At 45.4% G+C, this 18,233-nt stretch carries 11 protein-coding genes and 2 pseudogenes; 10 read left to right on the forward strand and 3 right to left on the reverse strand.

Features of this window, described 5'->3' with window-relative positions; translation table 11 throughout:
• Positions 1-77: 77 nt before the first annotated feature.
• The 5 genes and pseudogenes from R8N47_RS22645 to R8N47_RS22665 all read left to right on the forward strand — a co-directional run.
• Positions 78-1,517 (forward strand): annotated as a pseudogene (locus R8N47_RS22645) (prolyl oligopeptidase family serine peptidase); the annotation flags it as partial.
• The gene (locus R8N47_RS22650) at positions 1,518-3,659 is read left to right on the forward strand and encodes a TonB-dependent hemoglobin/transferrin/lactoferrin family receptor (protein ID WP_064354912.1); all 2,142 of its coding nucleotides are present in this window, start codon (positions 1,518-1,520) and stop codon (positions 3,657-3,659) included.
• A 9-nt stretch (positions 3,660-3,668) separates the two neighbouring features.
• Entirely contained in the window at positions 3,669-5,924 is a 2,256-nt protein-coding gene (locus R8N47_RS22655) for a proprotein convertase P-domain-containing protein (RefSeq protein ID WP_064354911.1), read from the forward strand.
• Positions 5,925-5,949: 25 nt separating this feature from the next.
• A complete protein-coding gene (locus R8N47_RS22660; RefSeq protein WP_064354910.1) occupies positions 5,950-7,401 on the forward strand; it encodes a DUF1566 domain-containing protein in 1,452 nt (483 codons plus the stop codon).
• Position 7,402: 1 nt separating this feature from the next.
• Positions 7,403-7,978 (forward strand): DUF1566 domain-containing protein, encoded by a 576-nt coding sequence (locus R8N47_RS22665; RefSeq protein WP_053307911.1) that lies wholly within the window; start codon positions 7,403-7,405, stop codon positions 7,976-7,978.
• 108 nt (positions 7,979-8,086) lie between these two features.
• Here R8N47_RS22665 and R8N47_RS22670 read toward each other — a convergent pair whose 3' ends face one another.
• On the reverse strand, positions 8,087-9,730 hold the full coding sequence (locus R8N47_RS22670; protein WP_053307910.1) for a methyl-accepting chemotaxis protein: 1,644 nt from the start codon (positions 9,728-9,730) through the stop codon (positions 8,087-8,089).
• 331 nt (positions 9,731-10,061) lie between these two features.
• Here R8N47_RS22670 and R8N47_RS22675 point away from each other — a divergent pair, with 331 nt between their 5' ends.
• The 5 genes from R8N47_RS22675 to R8N47_RS22695 all read left to right on the forward strand — a co-directional run bounded on the left by R8N47_RS22675 (position 10,062) and on the right by R8N47_RS22695 (position 16,063).
• Entirely contained in the window at positions 10,062-10,883 is an 822-nt protein-coding gene (locus R8N47_RS22675; RefSeq protein WP_005375153.1) for a phosphate ABC transporter substrate-binding protein, read from the forward strand.
• A gap of 100 nt (positions 10,884-10,983) precedes the next feature.
• On the forward strand, positions 10,984-11,916 hold the full coding sequence (pstC, locus tag R8N47_RS22680) for a phosphate ABC transporter permease subunit PstC (RefSeq protein WP_005375154.1): 933 nt from the start codon (positions 10,984-10,986) through the stop codon (positions 11,914-11,916).
• A gap of 22 nt (positions 11,917-11,938) precedes the next feature.
• Positions 11,939-12,802: a phosphate ABC transporter permease PstA gene (pstA, locus tag R8N47_RS22685; RefSeq protein WP_005383923.1), complete on the forward strand. Its 864-nt coding sequence runs from the start codon at positions 11,939-11,941 to the stop codon at positions 12,800-12,802.
• Between the two features lie 60 nt (positions 12,803-12,862).
• Positions 12,863-13,612: a phosphate ABC transporter ATP-binding protein PstB gene (gene pstB, locus R8N47_RS22690; protein ID WP_005375156.1), complete on the forward strand. Its 750-nt coding sequence runs from the start codon at positions 12,863-12,865 to the stop codon at positions 13,610-13,612.
• Between the two features lie 327 nt (positions 13,613-13,939).
• Positions 13,940-16,063 carry a GGDEF domain-containing protein gene (locus tag R8N47_RS22695; RefSeq protein WP_064354909.1) on the forward strand — a complete coding sequence of 708 codons (2,124 nt, stop codon included), beginning with the start codon at positions 13,940-13,942 and terminating at the stop codon, positions 16,061-16,063.
• 129 nt (positions 16,064-16,192) lie between these two features.
• Here the strand turns inward: R8N47_RS22695 and R8N47_RS22700 are convergent, their stop codons facing one another.
• Positions 16,193-17,839 (reverse strand): BatD family protein, encoded by a 1,647-nt coding sequence (locus tag R8N47_RS22700; RefSeq protein ID WP_054579336.1) that lies wholly within the window; start codon positions 17,837-17,839, stop codon positions 16,193-16,195.
• Positions 17,840-17,843: 4 nt separating this feature from the next.
• Positions 17,844-18,233 (reverse strand): annotated as a pseudogene (locus tag R8N47_RS22705) (hypothetical protein); the annotation flags it as partial.

The following is an 18,233-nucleotide window of genomic DNA, read 5'->3' on the forward strand; positions in this document are numbered from 1 at the left end:
CCATTTGATCACATGACAAGATGTGCATCTACCTTAAATTTATGATTTTTATCAAAATCATTAGGGGATTCCTCAGTACCCAGCGACCTCATCAGATCTTAAGTATCTCCACTGAATCTTTGGCAAAAACAGTCCTATGGAATGAACCCAAGTCAGATTGGTTACTTTCTTTCTATCGTGCGGCAGATAGCCGTTATGCTGTGCTGCAAAGCAACAACGAGTCAACAACAGAGCAGAAGCTTGTCGATCTAGAAACGGGCACTGTCTCAGATTCATTGCGAAAGCCTGAAGTGGGTGTGGAATATTACGCGGATGTGGCGAAAGGTTACATTTATCTTAAAAGCAACCTGGAAGGAAAGTTCGCCCTTTACCAAGCCGAACTCGCACCGCTTGGCGCAACATGGCAACGCTTTACCAATCCTCGTGAGCCGCTTGAACAGTTCTACCTTTATGATGCAGGAGTTGTGGCACTTAGTAAGCCAAACAACTTGTCGACATTGACGGTGTATTCTTACCAAGGGCAGGAAAAAGTGATACTGCCATTGGAACACGATGGTAATGTCGCTTGGCTAAGCACATTGGGCGATTTTGAATCAAACAAAATTCGTATCCGAAGCATGTCGATGACTACGCCTCCTCAGTGGGAAGAGTTCGATGTAAAAACGCTGAATAAATCCTTGTACTCTCAAGATGCTTATCAAGACTTTGATAGTCAGCGTTATGTATCCCAACGTATTTTTATTAAGCACGACGGCGTTTCTGTCCCGGTCTCTTTGGCGTATCGCAAAGACAAATTGCACCCACAATCTCCTGTGATGATTTACGGTTACGGCGCGTATGGTTTTACGATGAAACCGTACTTTATGCCTCAGGTTATCAGTTTACTCGACCAAGGTGTGATTTACGCTATCGCCCATGTCCGTGGCGGTGGGTACTTTGGCGATGAATGGCACGAGCAAGGCCGTGGTGTGCGAAAAGCCAATTCTATTGGTGATTTTGTCGCGGCCGCGAAGGCGCTGCAAACATTCGAACGTGGCAATAGAGAGGTTTTCGCCATCGGTTCTAGTGCTGGTGGCACGTTGGTGGCCGGAGCGGTTAATCAAGATCCTAAATTGTTTTCAGGTGTCGTACTTAAAGTGCCTTTTGTTGATGTGGTTGCAAGTATGTCGGATACCTCACTTCCGCTTACCACACAGCAGTATGGCGAATGGGGTAACCCAACCAAACCTGAACAATTGGCGTTAATGAAGGCGTACGATCCGATTCTCAATATCCATAAAGACACTTACCCACCCATGTTGGTTCAAGTCGGTTTAATCGATCTGCGCGTGCCATATTGGGAAGGCGCAAAGTATCTCGCTAAAGTTTCAGCGTTAAGTGAGCGCAACGGGCCGTACTTGTTGCAAACTAATTTTAATTCGGGCCACCAAATGGACCCGCGACAAGCGCAAGAACAACAAGCAAAAGAATACGCATTTCTACTATCACTCATTAAAACATCTAAAGCGGAGCAGTAAATGAAGCTTACCCCAGTGTCAGCGGCAGTACTTTCGGTACTTGCTGCCAGTCAAGTGCACGCCGAATCTAAGGTTTTCTCAATGGAAGAGGTGGTGGTAACCGCCAATAAAATCGATCAGCCATTGTCAAAAGTGGCAGGTAGTGTCGCGGTTATCACAAACGAGCAAATCGAAGAAAGAGGCGAGACCGAGCTATATGACGTGCTGCGTAACGAACCTGGTGTAAGCGTGACGGGCGGTGCAGGACGTCCGCAAAACATTACCATCCGTGGTATGACGGGTAACCGCATTATGATCGTTCGTGATGGCATTCGTTCTGCGGATGGCTTCGGTGCGAATGACATTAATGATGCAGTTGGGCGAGATACTTTTGATTTATCCAATTTTGAATCGCTGCAAATCATTAAAGGGGCAAGTTCTTCGGTGCATGGCTCTGGCGCGATTGGCGGTGTGGTGATTTTAGAATCCAGTCAGCCGGGTGATTTCTTAAAAGACAAAGACTTCTACACCGATGTTTCCGGTACTTACACCGATATCAGCAACAAGTACAAAGGCACGAGTAATCTAGCTTTCCGTTCCGGTGATACAGAGAGTTTGTTTAACGTTTCATACTGGCAAGGACAAGAGACACGTAACTTTGATGAAGATTTGTATAACCGCGACCTCGATGGTTACAGCGGTGCTTATACGATCAACCACTTTTTCAATGAAGAGGTGATGTTGAAAGCGAAAGCTGAACTCTACACCCAGAACCAAGAGCGTTTGGAGGGTTCACCGTCCATTCAACCTGATGGAATTTGGCATATTGAAGACTTTGCTGAGGATGAAACCACAGAAGAGTACAGCGCTTATATTGGTGCAGAGGTGACTCCGATTAATCCAACTTGGTTCGAAGAGTTGGATACCAAAGTTTACTGGCGTCACACCGAAGTGGTGGAAGACACCAACCGTTTAATGCGCCAAGTGGATCACAATGGTTTGATCACCAAGCGTCGCGAGCTGGAACACAAAACCTTCATTGACGAAACAATTGGCTTCCGTGGCGATTTCACTAATACGATTTATGCAGCAAATGTTGAGCACCAATTGGCTTACGGTGTCGAGCTTTCTACTGACTATTACGAACGCACAGATAGCGACTCCAAGATTGATTGGAACGGAGTAACACCTTCGACCAAACAACCTTTCGCTCCTGCTCGTGCTTATAACATTGGTTTGTACGTTCGAGACATGGTGGAACTGGATAAATGGACCATCACAGGTGGCCTACGCTTTGATGCGCACCGTCTCACGCCAGACGGTGCGGGTGAAGTGGGCGGCTTCCCATTAAAAGACATGGATAGCTCAGAGGTATCTCCAAGCCTGTCGGTTTCTCGTGAAATGTTTGCCAACAACATTGCTTATGTATCTTATAACCATGGTTACCGTGCTCCGGAATACGATAAAGCGTATGGCTTCGTAAGCCACGACTTTGTGCCGCTCACGCCGTTTGTCATTGCACCAAACATGGATCTAGAAGCTGAAACTTCCGACTCATTTGAAATCGGTAACAAGTTCGATAACGGTCGTGCGTATGTCTATGCGTCTTTGTTCTACAACAAGTTTGAAAACTTCATCGACGTTGTGACCACGGGCTTTGACTCAAGCAATGGTAATTACATTAAACAATACCAAAACCTCGATGGTGTCGAGACGTATGGTGCAGAGCTTTCCGCGGGTTACGCGCTCACCAAACAATGGGACATCAGCACCAAGTTTGGCTACGTAGATGGCAAAGATGCGGAAGGCGAATACGTTCGAAGCATTACGCCATTCGAAGGTAACGCTCAACTGAAATACGCCAACCAAGACTTCAATGCTTACGTGGCTTGGAACTGGGCCGCGGCCATGGATCGCGTTCCTAAATGCCAGACCACGCTTGGTCTAGCGACAGAGTGCGCGCAGACAAGTGCGTGGAATACGTTTGATATTGGCGCAACTTACCACGTTTCCAAAAACCTTCGTGTTAGCGCAAACATCATCAACCTGTTCGACAAAGAATACATCCGATACCAAGACGTAGCGGGTATCGCTGAGGAAAGTAAGCGTTACTCAACTGAGCCTGGGCGCTACTTCACGCTAAATGCAAAATACGAATTCTAGGACGAAATCATGAAGCTAAAACCATTGGCGTTTTCACTGCTTATTGCATGTACCCCTGCGGCGCTGGCTGCAGAGTGGGATTATCCCTCAACGGATTCTGTGGTGACCAATGAAGCGCAAGCGAAAACTTATCTAGACAGCCACTACTCAGAAGCGGGCGAGTTTAAGTTCCGTTACAAAACCCAGTCTCAGCTTGGTGAGCATTACAATTTTGATGTTTGGGTAAACGGTGAATATCAAGCACAGCGCACCTTAGTAGTAACAACTGATAAAAATCATCACGTTGTGCGAGTGTTTAAGAGCCTTGAAGATACGATAATTCGCAACGGTAAACCAACGGTTGCAATGGAATTGGAATCGCCTCGCCAACTGCAAGCACAAGAGCCACCGGCTCTGAGATCTGGAAGTTTGGTTGATGTTGAGGTTTCTTTATTCAACCCAGATCTTCGTACTATGCAACAACAAGCGGCACCAGAATCGACGTGGTCAGCACTGTCTGATTACCCTCAGCCGATCGAGTACGTCACCAAGTCGATTGAGGTTTTACAGTCCGGCGGTAAGTTCTATCTCTCTAACCCAAGATTAAAGCAAGTGGATGCGACGGGTTTATTTGCAGCCCCAGCACCTGGTGAAGCGCCTGTACTCGATACGTTGGACTTTCTCAGCGCAGAAGGGGTTCAAGCATTTGACAGTGTTGATGAGATGCAAAGCACCGAGTTTGGTGACAATGCGTTCCCACAGTTGATGGCTTTTTATCATCTTGATAGCTCGATCCAATATCTGACAAGCCTGACTTACGACTTGTTTGATGAACCACTTCGCTTTGATGCTCGCGGTTTATCAAAAGATAACTCTACTTACTATTACGGTCCAAAAGCACTCATGCTGGGTGTTGGTGGTGTTTCTCCGGATGCAGTCGATGCTGATGTAGTGATACACGAGCTTGGGCATGGCATTCATTACCAAATCGTACCGGATTGGGCGTACGGTCACACTGGTGCTATCGCAGAGGGTTTTGCTGATTACTGGGCGGGCAGCGCGAGCTACCGAACTCAATATTTGGATGCTTCGCGTCGTGGTCAAGAATTCGAGTTAGATACGGTGTTCAACTGGGACGGTGTGTTCGGAACACGCAAAACAACTCGTAGCTTATGGAACCAAAGAGCACGTTACTTCGAGAGCTCAGAGTATCCAGCGCATGTCAGTGTGGGCGGTGAACTAGGTGACGAGTTATGGTCAACGCCGCTGTTTCAAGCGCTTAAAGCATCGGTTGAACGATACGGTGATGATACCGATAACGTGTTCCGCGAGTTTGACGCCATTGTACTTGAAGGTATGTACGGCATTGGTCGTGGCGTGAAAATGCATGATCTGGCGGAATCGACCGTGTTTGCCGCAAACACCTTGTTCCCAAATAAAGACTACGCCCAATTCCTGATGGACAGCTTCAACAGACACAACTTACTTAAAGCGCCTCTTCGTGTTCGCTATGACGCTCGATACATCGCACAAGGTCAAGACGTTGGTTTGAGCCTGAGCCAAACTGGCCGTGAAGCGAGCATCAAAGGGCAATGGCAGCTAAATAACGCATCCGTTTTCGACTTTGATGAAACGCTTTCTGACTCGACCTCAATGAAGGTGGCGTTACCAAGCGGTCTAACATGTGGCACGCAATTCGATTCCTCTATTTCATTGGATTACCAATTTGCAGAAGGCTTAAAGACTCACCAGTGGAGTGAACAGGTGATGCTGGTTAATGGTACGCCAGAGCTTGATATCCAGCCTCAATCAGTGAATTCCGCTTTGCCAGAGCAGGGCGACAGACTGTTCTCTCAGACGCTATCAGATAAGTCACGCACGATTGATGATTCGTTTGCGGTTTACCTGAACATCGAACATGACTCACTGCAGGATCTGCAAGTGACGCTTGTGTCTCCACAAGGCAAATCGGTCGTGCTACTTAGCCATCAATCAAGCAATACCAAAGGATTTAAAGGTTACTTCACCGCTCAGTATGACGAGGAGTTACAAGCACTTGTCGGTCAACCGAGTTGGGGGACTTGGCGTCTCGAAGTGTCTGACCGCGTGTCAGGGAATTCTGGGGTGTTGAAAGAGTGGGGTGTGAGTCACTTTGCTCAGTATCAGTGTAGTGCTGATACCACTAAAGAAAGCAGTGGTGGTGGTGGTTCAGGTGGCAGTGGCTCGCCTTGGACCTTGTTAGGACTTGTCCTGCTTTCAATGGTGAGAGTGATTCGCTCTCGTTAATTAAAATCAAAAGAAGATAAAATCTATGAAGTTTCAATATTCTTTCGTTGCTATGTCACTAGCCCTAGCTGGCTGTGGCGGAGGTTCTGGTGGTGACACGTCGGCACCGACCTATGATGTAGCTGGCACCATCGTTTCTGCAGGTACACTTCTTGATACGCCAGTGTGCATCGATTTAAACCAAAACTACGTTTGTGATTCCACTGAACCGAGTGCTAAAACGGATAATGCCGGTAAATTTAGCCTGACTTCAAGCGACAAAAACGTACTAACCAGCACCATTCTTGCTCAAGTTGATCAAGGTTCAAACCAAACGTTGCGTCTTGCGGCTCCGGGCCAAAATTTAGCAACGGGTAACACGGTCAATGGTGTAACAACGTTGCTCGCGGGTCTTGTAATTGACGGTAAAACCGTTGCTCAAGCTGAAGGGATTGTGAAAGCGCAACTCGCCGATGCCGGCGTTTCTCTTTCTGGTACGGTGATGTCTAACGCAGAAGCTAGCGAGTTAGACAAGCTAGAGCAAAACACGGTTGCGCTATTAGCTGCGATGCAACCAAAGCAAATGACCAAAGGCGTAGCGCTGCTTGCTCAAAGCCTTAGCTTCCAGGGTAAATCATTGGCCTCTGATCTTCTGTCTGAAGCGGAAATAAGTGCATTTGCTGAAGAAATTGTAGCGGTTGCTGAACAAACGGTTGGTAGTAACGATACGGGCGCCGTTCTTTATTTTGCTGAAGGAGCAGCAGACGTAGCAGAGGTTCAAGCGTCTTACCCTGGTCAAGATGCGGAGTACGGCTTCGACAAAGAGGACAAGCAAACGTCGACAGGCGCTGGCTTTAAGTTCGTTAAGCTAGATTCACAAGGTGCTGCTTTAGCTGCAGATGCCACTGACTGGGCTTGTACTATGGACGAGCGTACTGGTCTTGTTTGGGAAAACAAGAGTGCGGATGCGAGCTCGGTTCAATTTAAAGATCGCCTATTTGCGTTTGAGTCTGAAACATTTAAGCCATTTAGCAAAGATGTAGAGCTTGCAGGTTGTAAAGACGCTGGTGATGAAGTTTGTACCACTAGCCAATATGTTGAGTACATAAACAAACAATCGTTATGTGGAATCACTGGTTGGCGCTTGCCTACTTACCGTGAAACATATGACTTATTAGACTTTGGTGAACAAACACTGTTCGCTCCGAACGAGGAATATGCGCCACACAACGTGTATGGTTTCAATGTTAAATACTTCCCACAGCAAACGATAGGCAGTCCTTATTTAGAGTATGGTGCGTTTTGGCATAGCGACTTTACGTTTGTGAATACATCATCACAGCTCGTTGATGCTGAGGTTTATTTTCCTGCAATTATCTCTCGGGGCGTAGATAGAGGCACTATTTCACTCGTCGATATTCGCTCAAGCAACACAAGTGCAGACGCCGATGACTCATACCAATTCCCAATCCGTCTAGTAGCAGTAAAGGGCCAATAAGATGAAGAAATTAATAACTGTACTATCTCTTGCTTTGGCTTCTCAAACTGCAATGGCTGCACAAGAGTGTTCTACTGACTTTGCTAAAACGGCACCTAACACGCGTTATACATATTCTGATAACGGTACCGTAACTGACTTAAAAACAGGTCTTACATGGATGCGCTGTCCAGTTGGTATGACATGGAATGTAGGAAATCAAGAATGCCAGGGGACGCGATCTACAATGTCATGGCAACTCGCTCTCTCCACAGCCAAACAAATTCGTAATAAGGACGGCAACCATCCTCTTCACAATTTTGCTGACAAAAAAAATTGGCGACTAGCAAATATCAAAGAGCTGGTATCTCTAACTGAGCGAGCTTGCCACAGCCCAGCCATAAATAGTACAGGGTTTGCTAGCGGCTATAGTCTGACAGATGGAGATGATGTTCTAGGGCGTTATGTCTGGAGCAACACACCTAATGGCGACGGTAAGCATGTTGCAACTTTTGATACGACTAATGGTGAGGTTTTCAATAGAGATCCGTTAAACTCAAGTTTCAAAAGTTCTCTCTTGTTAGTGACAGATGAATAATAATTATTACGTTAATAAGGGTTGATAGCTTTGCCTTTATAATAAGCTCCGCCAGTGCGGAGCTTTTTCTTTTCTAACCTTTGGAACTTATCGTGTTGAGCAGAGAATTTAAACTTGGAACTGCTTAAGCTGATGTTTTTGGTTTTCTGCTAAACCAGACAACTCTTGAGCGGCAGCAGCGGATTGCGTAATGCCAGTGACGTTCTGGCTCACTAGTTCATAGATGTTCGTTAAGTTGTTGTTGATATCAGCCGTGACCTGCTTCTGCTCTTCTGATGCGGTCGCAACTTGAGTGTTGATTGAGTTCAGATCGGCGATAGCATTACTGATATTAGCAAGTGATTGGCTAACTTCTTGTGTAAGAGCTTGGTTGTCTGACAACATGGCTAAGCTGGAATGCATACTTTCATTTGCGTGACCAGATTGTTGCTGTAGCTCTTCTATAATGGTTTGGATCTCTTTGGTGGACTCCTGAGTTCGCGCTGCCAGCATACGTACTTCATCGGCCACTACCGCAAAGCCTCTGCCACTTTCGCCCGCCCGTGCAGCTTCAATCGCTGCATTCAGTGCAAGTAGATTCGTTTGCTCAGAAATACCTTCAATCACTTCGATCACGCGACCAATGTGTTCTGATTGATCTTTTAGTGAAGTCACGACGGCAGCGGCTTCGTTAAGTTGTTCCGCCATCTTTTCACTTGCGCGAGTGCTTTCCCCAAACATGCTTATACTTTGTGAGGTTAACGTACGTGCTTGATTTGATGCACTATCGGCTTCTTGTGCATTGGTCGATACTTCAGCTGCGGTCGACTCTAGCTGATTGATCGCCGAGGCTACTTGCTCAACTTCTTGCTTTTCTTGATCCGAGTTGACGCTGCTTTGAGTCATAACAGTTGCTAACTCGGTTGATGCTGATGCCACATCTTCACTAATGCGAACCAATGCACTTACAGTTTCACGCAGTTTTTCTATGGTCTGGTTTACATCCCGAGCCAACTGAGACACTTCGTTTTTCCCGATGGCTTCGGCTTTAACTAGTAGGTTTCCCTTCGCGACTTCCTGCATCGTTACTTGAAGGTTACGAATCGGCGCAACGATGTAGCTGGCGAGTACCCAACTAATAAGTGAAGCGGCACTCAAGATCACCGCAAGCGAGACGGCGCTGTAAGTTAGCGTGGTTGAATGTTGTTCGCCATTCGTTTCGACTTCATCGGTGACGATTTGATTCAATTGTTTAGATAGTTTGTCGATGGCGTTGATCATCGCTTCGCCAGCTAATCGATACTCAGCCATTGCAGATTCGTACTTTTGATTGAAATCAGAGGTGGTGTAATCAGAAGAGTGTTTAGTGGTGAGCAGAGGTGTCATGGTAACGCGAGTGAAATCAACATAGTGATTCATGGCCTTACGCATAGCATTGACTTCATTTTGAACGCCAGGGAGATTGTCGATGGAGTTAAGAAAATCGCGGTTTTTGTTTTGTCGCTTAGAAAGCTCTTGGTTGAGAGACTGAACATCTTCGGCTCTAAATAGACTATAAATGGCTTTGATGCGCATGGCGTAAGTGTTGTCTACGATGCCGCTAAGTTCCTCTTTGTGAATGATTAGCTTATGGGTGGAAGCCGAAACCTTATTGAATGCTTGATCGAGTTTACCGATTCCGACACTCAGTCCAATGATGAGTAATATAACTGTGAATAGAACAGGCAGAAAAACCTGAAGTTTAATAGAAAGCGTACTAAGAAATTGACGCATGAGATTGACCCTCTATCGGTTTGATTATTATCTTTTTTATAAATAAGCATTTCGATTTTAATTGTTACATTTGCCAAATCAATGAGTTACTCATACCTAATTGTTATGAAATGTACCAAAATCGATGGGGTTATCATCTTGAACATGAGGCAACGTTATAAAAACGTTACGTTCAAATTGAGAGAGGGATAAGTCGCGGAATTAATAGTTAGAAATGACAACGTGTCATAGAGGGTTCAACTAAGTGAAACACAACTGTCATATTCAAATTCTAAAGTGAGCACCGTTCAAGTGAAACACAACGGCAATAAAGCCACTTAAGGAAATTGTGATGAAAAAGACAGTAATCGGTGCAATCGCACTTCTAGGCGCAATGGCAGTGACTCCTGTTTCTGCTAAAGAAACTATCTCTGCAGTGGGTTCTAGCAGCGTAACTCCACTGATGGAAGTTTTCTCTGAAACGTACATGAAGAAGAACCCTAACGTATTTATCGAAGTTCAAGGTCCTGGTTCTTCAGCTGGTGTAAAAGCAGCGAAAAATGGTTCAGCAGACCTTGGTATGTCTTCTCGTAATCTAAAAGACTCTGAAAAAGAATCAACACTAATCGAAGAAGTGGTTGCTCGTGATGGTATCGCAGTGGTTGTTAACCCACAAAACAAACTGCCAGGTCTAACAGCCGAGCAAGTGACTGCAATCTACAAAGGCGAAGTATCAAACTGGAAAGAAGTCGGTGGTGCAGACAAGCCAATCGTAGCCATTACTCGTGACACGGCTTCTGGTACTCGTGGCGCATTTGAAGACATCATGTCTCTAAAAATGAAGATTTCTGGTAAGAAGGTATCAGCTATCTCTCAACGTGCTCAAGTTGCAAACGGTAACGGCGCACTGAAAACAATGGTTGCATCTAACCCATACGCAATCGGCTACATTTCTCTTGGTACTGTAGACAACACTGTTAATGCGCTAGCAATCGACGGCGTTGATGCGACGGTAGCTAACGTTAAAAACGGTTCTTACAAAGTAGCGCGTCCATTCCTTGTTCTTTACAAAGAAGGCAAGCCATCAACAGAAACGCAAAAATTCCTAGACTGGATGCTAACTGACGAAGCGCAAGCGCTAGTTGACCAAAAAGGTTACATCTCAGTTAACTAATCCCATCGGGACTCTAAAGTTTGCTCAGCCCAACGTTTCGGGCTGAGCCTTTTCTATCCATTGTGTTCAACGGCATTGCCCAGAACCGTGAGATTTTTAAATGACCATCGCAACAAATAGTGAAAAGCTTATGAATACTGACGCTAGAGCTATCAGCAAGTCAGGCCTACGCGAGAAGCGTCGTGTAGACTGGAAAGAGCGCATCTTCCACGGCTTGTTCCTAACGAGTGCCGTAATCGGCATTGTTTCATTGGCCGTTATTGCATACTTCATCGTTCGAGAGAGTATTCCGGCATTCCAAGAAGCAGGCGTATCGGGCATTGTCTTAGGACAAAACTGGTTACCACCTGCGCTTTACGGTGTCGCCACCATGATTGTGGCATCTATCGTATCGACGGCCGGTGCTGTCATTGTTGGGGTTCCAATTGGTGTTCTGACCGCCATTTTTATCGCTGAAATCGCACCAAAGCGATTAGCAGACATCATCCGTCCAGCGGTTGAGCTGCTAGCCGGTATTCCTTCAGTGGTCTACGGTTTCTTCGGTCTGGTTATTATCGTTCCATTGATTCAGAAGGTATTTGATGTACCTGCAGGTAATACTATCCTTGCCGGTATCATTGTTCTTGGTGTGATGATTCTACCAACGGTAATTACGGTATCTGAAACGTCTATCCGCGCTGTCCCTCGTACTTATAAAGAAGGTTCTTTGGCACTGGGCGCATCGAAAATCTACACCATCTTTAAGTTGCTCGTTCCAGCGGCTCGCTCAGGCATCATGACAGGTGTGATACTGGGTATCGGTCGTGCGTTGGGTGAGACCATGGCGATTATCATGGTTATGGGTAACGCGCCGGCAATGCCAGAAGGCATCCTTGATTCGGCTCGTACACTAACTGCAAACATCGCCATTGAAATGTCTTACGCAAGTGGTGTTCACGCGAACGCACTTTACGCTACAGGTGTAGTACTTCTGGTCTTCATCATGTCGTTGAACGCTGTACTACTGTACCTAAACCGAGAAAAAGCGAAGTAATCGCTCGTTAAAGGTGACTATTATGGATCGCGCAAAACTGAAAAAAGCACGCCAGTTCAAAGATAATGTCTTTAACGCATTTGTCTGGATCTCGGCAGCACTAACGGTAGGTTTTTTGTTCTGGATTATCTGGTACATCCTATCAAACGGTCTACAACACGTAGATTGGAACTTCATTACTGATAACTATACGCGCACAGGTGAAGAGCACGGTATCTTCCCAATGATTGTGGCGACCATTTACATGGTTATCGCTTCTATCGCAGTGGCAGCGCCACTCGGTATCATGACGGCAATCTACTTGACCGAATACGCGAAAGTGGGCAGTCGTTTGGTGAAAATCATCCGATTCTGTACCGAGTCATTGGCGGGTATCCCGTCGATCATTTTCGGCCTGTTTGGTATGACTTTCTTCGTGGCGATTCTTGGCCTTGGCTTCTCGATTCTGTCGGGTGCATTGACGCTAAGTATCCTAATCCTGCCAGTGATCATCCGTACAACGGAAGAAGCGCTGATGGCAGTGCCACAAACTTACCGTGAAGGCTCTTATGGCCTCGGTGCTTCTAAGATTTACACTATCTGGCGTTTGATTCTTCCGAGCGCAATGCCAGGTATCTTAACCTCGGTCATTCTAAGTATTGGTCGTGTCATTGGTGAGTCTGCTCCAGTATTCCTGACAGCAGGTATGGTTGCACGTATTCCGGATTCTTTATTGGATTCAGGTCGTACGCTAACCGTTCATCTATACAAACTGACTACCGAACTGTTTACCGTTGAAGAATGGAATCAGGCTTACGGTACGGCAACAGTGCTTATCGTAGTTGTTCTCTTGATCAACATGGTAACGAAACTGATTGCTAGACGTTTTAACACCGCAACTTACTAACAACACTAATTAAGAACGCACGTTAAAAGACACGAATTCAAGAATTAAGAGATTAAGACAATGAACAAATTTGATATTGAAAACCTAGACCTATTCTACGGTGACAACCAAGCACTGAAATCGATCAACTTACCAATTCCAGTTCGCCAAGTAACTGCACTTATCGGCCCGTCAGGTTGCGGAAAATCAACGCTTCTACGCTGTTTGAACCGAATGAATGATCTAATCGAAGGCGTGAAAATTACAGGTAAATTGGCGATGGACGGCGAAGATATTTACGGCAACATTGATGTTGCTGACCTTCGCATCAAAGTCGGCATGGTATTCCAAAAGCCAAACCCATTCCCGATGAGCATTTACGAGAACGTGGCTTACGGCTTACGTGCTCAAGGTATCAAAGACAAAAAGACAATTGATGAAGTGGTAGAGCGTTCGCTGCGCGGTGCTGCACTTTGGGATGAGGTGAAAGATCGCCTTAAATCACACGCATTCGGTCTTTCTGGTGGTCAGCAGCAACGTTTATGTATTGCACGTACAATCGCGATGGAGCCGGATGTGATTCTGATGGATGAGCCAACGTCGGCACTTGACCCAATTGCGACACACAAAATCGAAGAACTGATGGAAGAGCTAAAGAAGAACTACACCATCGTTATCGTGACTCACTCAATGCAACAGGCGCGTCGTATCTCTGACCGCACTGCGTTTTTCCTAATGGGTGAACTGGTTGAGCACAACGATACGCAAGTGATCTTTAGCAACCCTCAAGACGACCGTACTCAAGGCTACGTAAATGGTGATTTCGGTTAATCCACCGTATTTACAAGCATAACTAAATAACTATAAGCGATGGTAACTTTGCCCCTCTTGATGAGGGGCCTTTTTCTTTTTAAGTCGTAGGCTTAAAACATCTACCAACACAAAAATCTTGTAAATAAGTACAACTTTCCTCCCCAGTTTATAAAGCATGTAACTTATGTGAAACATGGCTTTAAAAGTGCTGAAGAGCTCTCGAATGTAACACTAAGTCTGATAATTTTGCGAATGACTTAACAGCTCAAATTTGAACGTATTGATTGCATATCATGGCCTAAGTAGTTTTTTATCGAGGATAAAAAAGTAGATTAGGTTGGTAGGGTGAGTTTAAGAAGTTTTACAAGAAAAGTGTCTTCAACGAGGGACCATCGGTTGCTAGCGGAGGCAATCTTTGATCATTTAGAGAGTCTGTTCTCCCCTCAAGCCCTCGCTATTTTTGAAGATCCTTCAATTAACCCTCGTCATTCAATGAGCTTCTCTCGCGGAGAGCTTTACCCAACCCAAAACTATCCTGAGACATTCTGGGAGTGGGCAAGTCAGTTTGATACCTCTGAAAGCATCATACCTCTGGCGATCAACACTTGTAACTGGAATCACACCCGAGATTTAGGCGGTGATAGTTACATCATGATGCTCGACAACACGCCTATCAAACGTACCTACCTACTGATTCAATCTGTACATGCTCGCACAGCACATAATATCTATGAAGAAAGTTACGACGCAATGCAGCTCGCAGCGGCGCGTTGGCAATGTATTCGTGCTGAAAAAAATGCCTCGAAAGAGATCAGGCACAGAGATATTCGTGAAGCGCAATATGTTGATGAGATTAGCCAACGCGAGCGCTTTATCGAAAATATGAAGTTAGTTCAGCAAGTTGCACTCGAAATCTCTAATCCTGATTCTTTAAAGGACTTGTACTACAAAGCCGTCGAAGCGTTACGTGAACGACTTGGGTTTGATCGCTCTACACTGATGCTTCTCGATATGAAAAAGCGTAGCTTCAGTGGTACATACGGTACGGATGAGTCAGGAATTACGATTGATGAATTTCACACACAATATGATTTACACCAACTTAGCGAGGAGTATATCACCGCGTTATCTAGCCTCGAGAGCAACTTAGTTATTGTAGAAGACGCGCCAATATACACAGCAGGCAAGGTCATCGGGCAGGGCTGGAATGCGATGTTGATTTTACGCGATGGCAATGAACCGTTTGGGTGGTTCGCGCTAGATAACTTTATTCATCGTAAGCCGATAACGGCATATCAAAAACAGATGTTGGACTCGTTTGGTTCACTCTTCTCTCAAATTTACATTCGTAAGCGCCAAGAACAAAACGTACGCATGCTGCATTCAAGCATGGTTGAGTTATCACGTTGCACTACTGTCAGTGGAGTATGCAAATCGGCCGTCACTTTCGCCATTAAAAATCTTGGTATTGATCGAATGGCGGTGTTTTTAACTGATGAAAATTGCTCTTACATGCAAGGAACGTGGGGTACCGATATTCAAGGTAATGTGGTGGATGAATCTTACTTCTTTGGCGAAACCCAAGATTTCTCTCTTATAAATCTGGCTCGCTCAATGCCAAACGAAGTCGCATTTGAAGAATCAGTGCCTATTTATCATGACTGTAATATTGTTGGCTTTGGTTGGGCTGCGATGACGGTATTGACTTCAAATAGCAGTGGTCCTATCGCCTTTATCGCTGTTGATAATTTGCTGACACGTGCGCCCTTAACTTCTCAGTTACGTGAAGTGATTCGTATGTTCGCGTCCAGCTTAGCTGAAGTATTGCAACGTACTCAAGCTCAAGAGGCGATTCGCGAACTAAACGAAAACTTAGAGCTGGAGGTTCAGAACCGAACAAAAGAGTTGGAGGAAGCCAATCGACAGCTTGAGGTACTTTCTAAGCTCGATCCTTTGACGCGTCTTGGTAATCGCCGCATGTTAGAACATGTGATGCAAAAATATTGTGCCCTAGAGTGTGAAGACGACATTTCGTTTGGCCTGATCCTGATTGATATTGACCATTTTGGCTTATTCAATAATCACTATGGTCATCTCGAAGGCGATATCGCATTGATGCGAATTGGCTATATCTTGGATCATCATACCAAAGGTGAAGATGAAGTTTTTTGCCGTATCGGAGGTGAGGAGTTTGCATTGCTCATGATTGGTTCTGAGCAAGAGGAGGTTCGACTGAGAGCAGAGTGCATTCGTCAGTGCATCGAGGGCGAGGGGATAAAGCATCGACATAACCCAGAAGGGGAGTTACTTACCGTTTCAGTCGGTTACTCCTGTTATAAAGCGAAAGGCAAAGACTTTAATTTCGACCATTTATATCACTTGTCGGATAAGGCACTCTATCAAGCGAAGAATCATGGGCGAAATTGTGTAAGGCGATACGAATACGAGCCCCAAGTGTTTGTTGAGTAAGTGATTGTTCATAAGAGCAACTTGATAGGGAATAGGTGGCGGTTGGTGCTCTAGATAAAACCGCTAAAGCAAATTTGACCGCATAAGAGAATGGGCAGCTCATGAGAGCTGCCATTGTTATCTAGTTATTTATAGCTTTTCGAGTTGGTGGTCGGTTTTCGTTACGTTTGCTTTGCCAAGGTTTTGAATTTTCGCTAGCAGCGAATCAGGGCTCCAAGGTTGTTGGTTAGCACTAAAATACGCTTGATTCATGGCATTAAGCTCTTGCTTAATTGCTTGTACGTCACCAGGGTTTAACCTGTCTTGATGAGTGGTTAAATACTCATTTACAGAGCGTTCAATTTTCGCAGCATCGCCCTCTTCGATGACTTTTTTTAGCGCGTCGATGCAAAGTGGTTGTTCAGTATTTGAAACCGTTCCACTCGCTGTTATTGACCGCTTTTTCCATGCCCAAATAGCGATTCCCAATGTCATTATCCAAAGCCCTAAGAAAACAAAGGTTAATGTTCGCCAGAGACTGTTTACATCGCCGCTTGATTCAGGACTAGGGGCTGACACTAAAGGCGCTGAAAGAGGCGATTCCGGCAACGTGATTAGCCCAGTGTCATTTTTCTCTACGTCTAATGTTAGCTCTGGTAACGTTGTTTTCTTCGCTTCATCATTTTGACTGTCCCACCAGTTCAAGTCGTATCCTGGTAAGGTATATTTCCCGGCCTCTGTAGGAATAATGACTTGCTTCACCGTCATGGTAACGGTGCCATCTCTCGCGCTATCGAACTTAGGTTGTTCGGGATACACGCGCAGTGAACTCGGGTAACTAATATTGACTCGTGGCAGATATTCGGCTTGTGTACCGCGAGCCTTAACTTGAATGGTTCGAGTGAGTGAAGAGCCTTGTTTTACTGTGTTGATCGCGTTAGTCGACAATAGATTACCTTGATCGTCTTGCCAGCTCTGTGTCATTTCTAACGCTGAAGCAGGAAGCCATTCACCTTTAAATTCGCTCGGAATCGGTTTGACCGTGATTGGCATGCGTTCCGCTTTGGTGTTGATAGGCATTATTTTGGTTGAGCCCGTCAAGCTGTCGCCATAAATATAAGAACCGGTCAGTTTAGGACCTATCAAGGTATAAGTGCCTGGTTGATTGGCCGTTAAGCGAAACGACTGCTCTATGACCGCTACTTCTAACCCATTTAAGATCTTCTGTCTTTGTTGTAAGCCACCCAGTGCCTCAAGCTTCATGCCTTCAATCTGCGGAGGTACTATTTGCGGGTTATCTAGGCGTCGAGTGTCCGCTTTAATTAGAAGTTGTATACGTAATGTTGCAGATTGCTGAGGGTAGAGCGTACTGTTGTCGACCGTAATATTGAAGCTAAATAGATCATCAAGATTGGGGTCTGTTTGGCTCGCGTTGACACGTAGTTTGATCGGCTCCGTTTTCATGCCATCAGCGGAAAAACTTGGAATAGTCAGAACACCTTCTTTCATTGGTGCAATTGAGATACTCCATTCGGTACGCACTGATTTTCTTCCGTTAATGTTATTGCTAGAGCGGCCATAACGAGGTTGACCCAAGAAGAAGTCTTTCTCTAGAACATTGAAGTCGATTGAGTCTGAGCTGAGCTCAGTATCTGAAATGATTCTGAGGTTAATCACTTCATTCTTGGCTACTTGTGTTTTATTCACACTAGCTTGAAGTGTCTGTGCCATCACCGAGAAACTGGATATTAGGCTGGCCACAAAAATAAAGACCAGTTTTACGCCTTTGTTCATCACAGGCTTACCACTCCTTTTGAGATTGTTGTGGAGGTTGTTTTTGTTGCGCTTGAAGTTGCATTTGCGCACGGATCAAAAAGCTTGGGTCGCGAGCACTTTCTACTGCTTCTAGTCGACGGAACTCAGGATCATCCTGATGCATTTTTTCGGGATGCGCTTTAGCCTGTATTGGTTCACCTTGATCCTTCACTTGCTTGTCATCTCGTTGCGGTTGATGTTGTTCCGTTTTTTGTTTTTCTTTTTTATTTTCAGATTCTTGCTGATTTTGTGACTGTTGTCCTTGCGCTTCTTTCCCTTCGTTTTGAGACTTTTGTTGCTGTTGCTGTTGCTGTTGCTGTTGCTGTTGCTGTTGCTGTTGCTGTTGCTGTTGCTGTTGCTGTTGCTGTTGCTGTTG

This window comes from Vibrio sp. 2132-1 (assembly GCF_033344315.1).

What these genes read in the sequence shown, in the direction of transcription:
- R8N47_RS22650 (WP_064354912.1), top strand. Translation starts at nt 1,518, where the DNA reads ATGAAGCTTACCCCAGTGTCAGCGGCAGTACTTTCGGTACTTGCTGCC.
- R8N47_RS22655 (WP_064354911.1), top strand. Translation starts at nt 3,669, where the DNA reads ATGAAGCTAAAACCATTGGCGTTTTCACTGCTTATTGCATGTACCCCT.
- R8N47_RS22660 (WP_064354910.1), top strand. Translation starts at nt 5,950, where the DNA reads ATGAAGTTTCAATATTCTTTCGTTGCTATGTCACTAGCCCTAGCTGGC.
- R8N47_RS22665 (WP_053307911.1), top strand. Translation starts at nt 7,403, where the DNA reads ATGAAGAAATTAATAACTGTACTATCTCTTGCTTTGGCTTCTCAAACT.
- R8N47_RS22670 (WP_053307910.1), bottom strand. Translation starts at nt 9,730, where the DNA reads ATGCGTCAATTTCTTAGTACGCTTTCTATTAAACTTCAGGTTTTTCTG.
- R8N47_RS22675 (WP_005375153.1), top strand. Translation starts at nt 10,062, where the DNA reads ATGAAAAAGACAGTAATCGGTGCAATCGCACTTCTAGGCGCAATGGCA.
- pstC (WP_005375154.1), top strand. Translation starts at nt 10,984, where the DNA reads ATGACCATCGCAACAAATAGTGAAAAGCTTATGAATACTGACGCTAGA.
- pstA (WP_005383923.1), top strand. Translation starts at nt 11,939, where the DNA reads ATGGATCGCGCAAAACTGAAAAAAGCACGCCAGTTCAAAGATAATGTC.
- pstB (WP_005375156.1), top strand. Translation starts at nt 12,863, where the DNA reads ATGAACAAATTTGATATTGAAAACCTAGACCTATTCTACGGTGACAAC.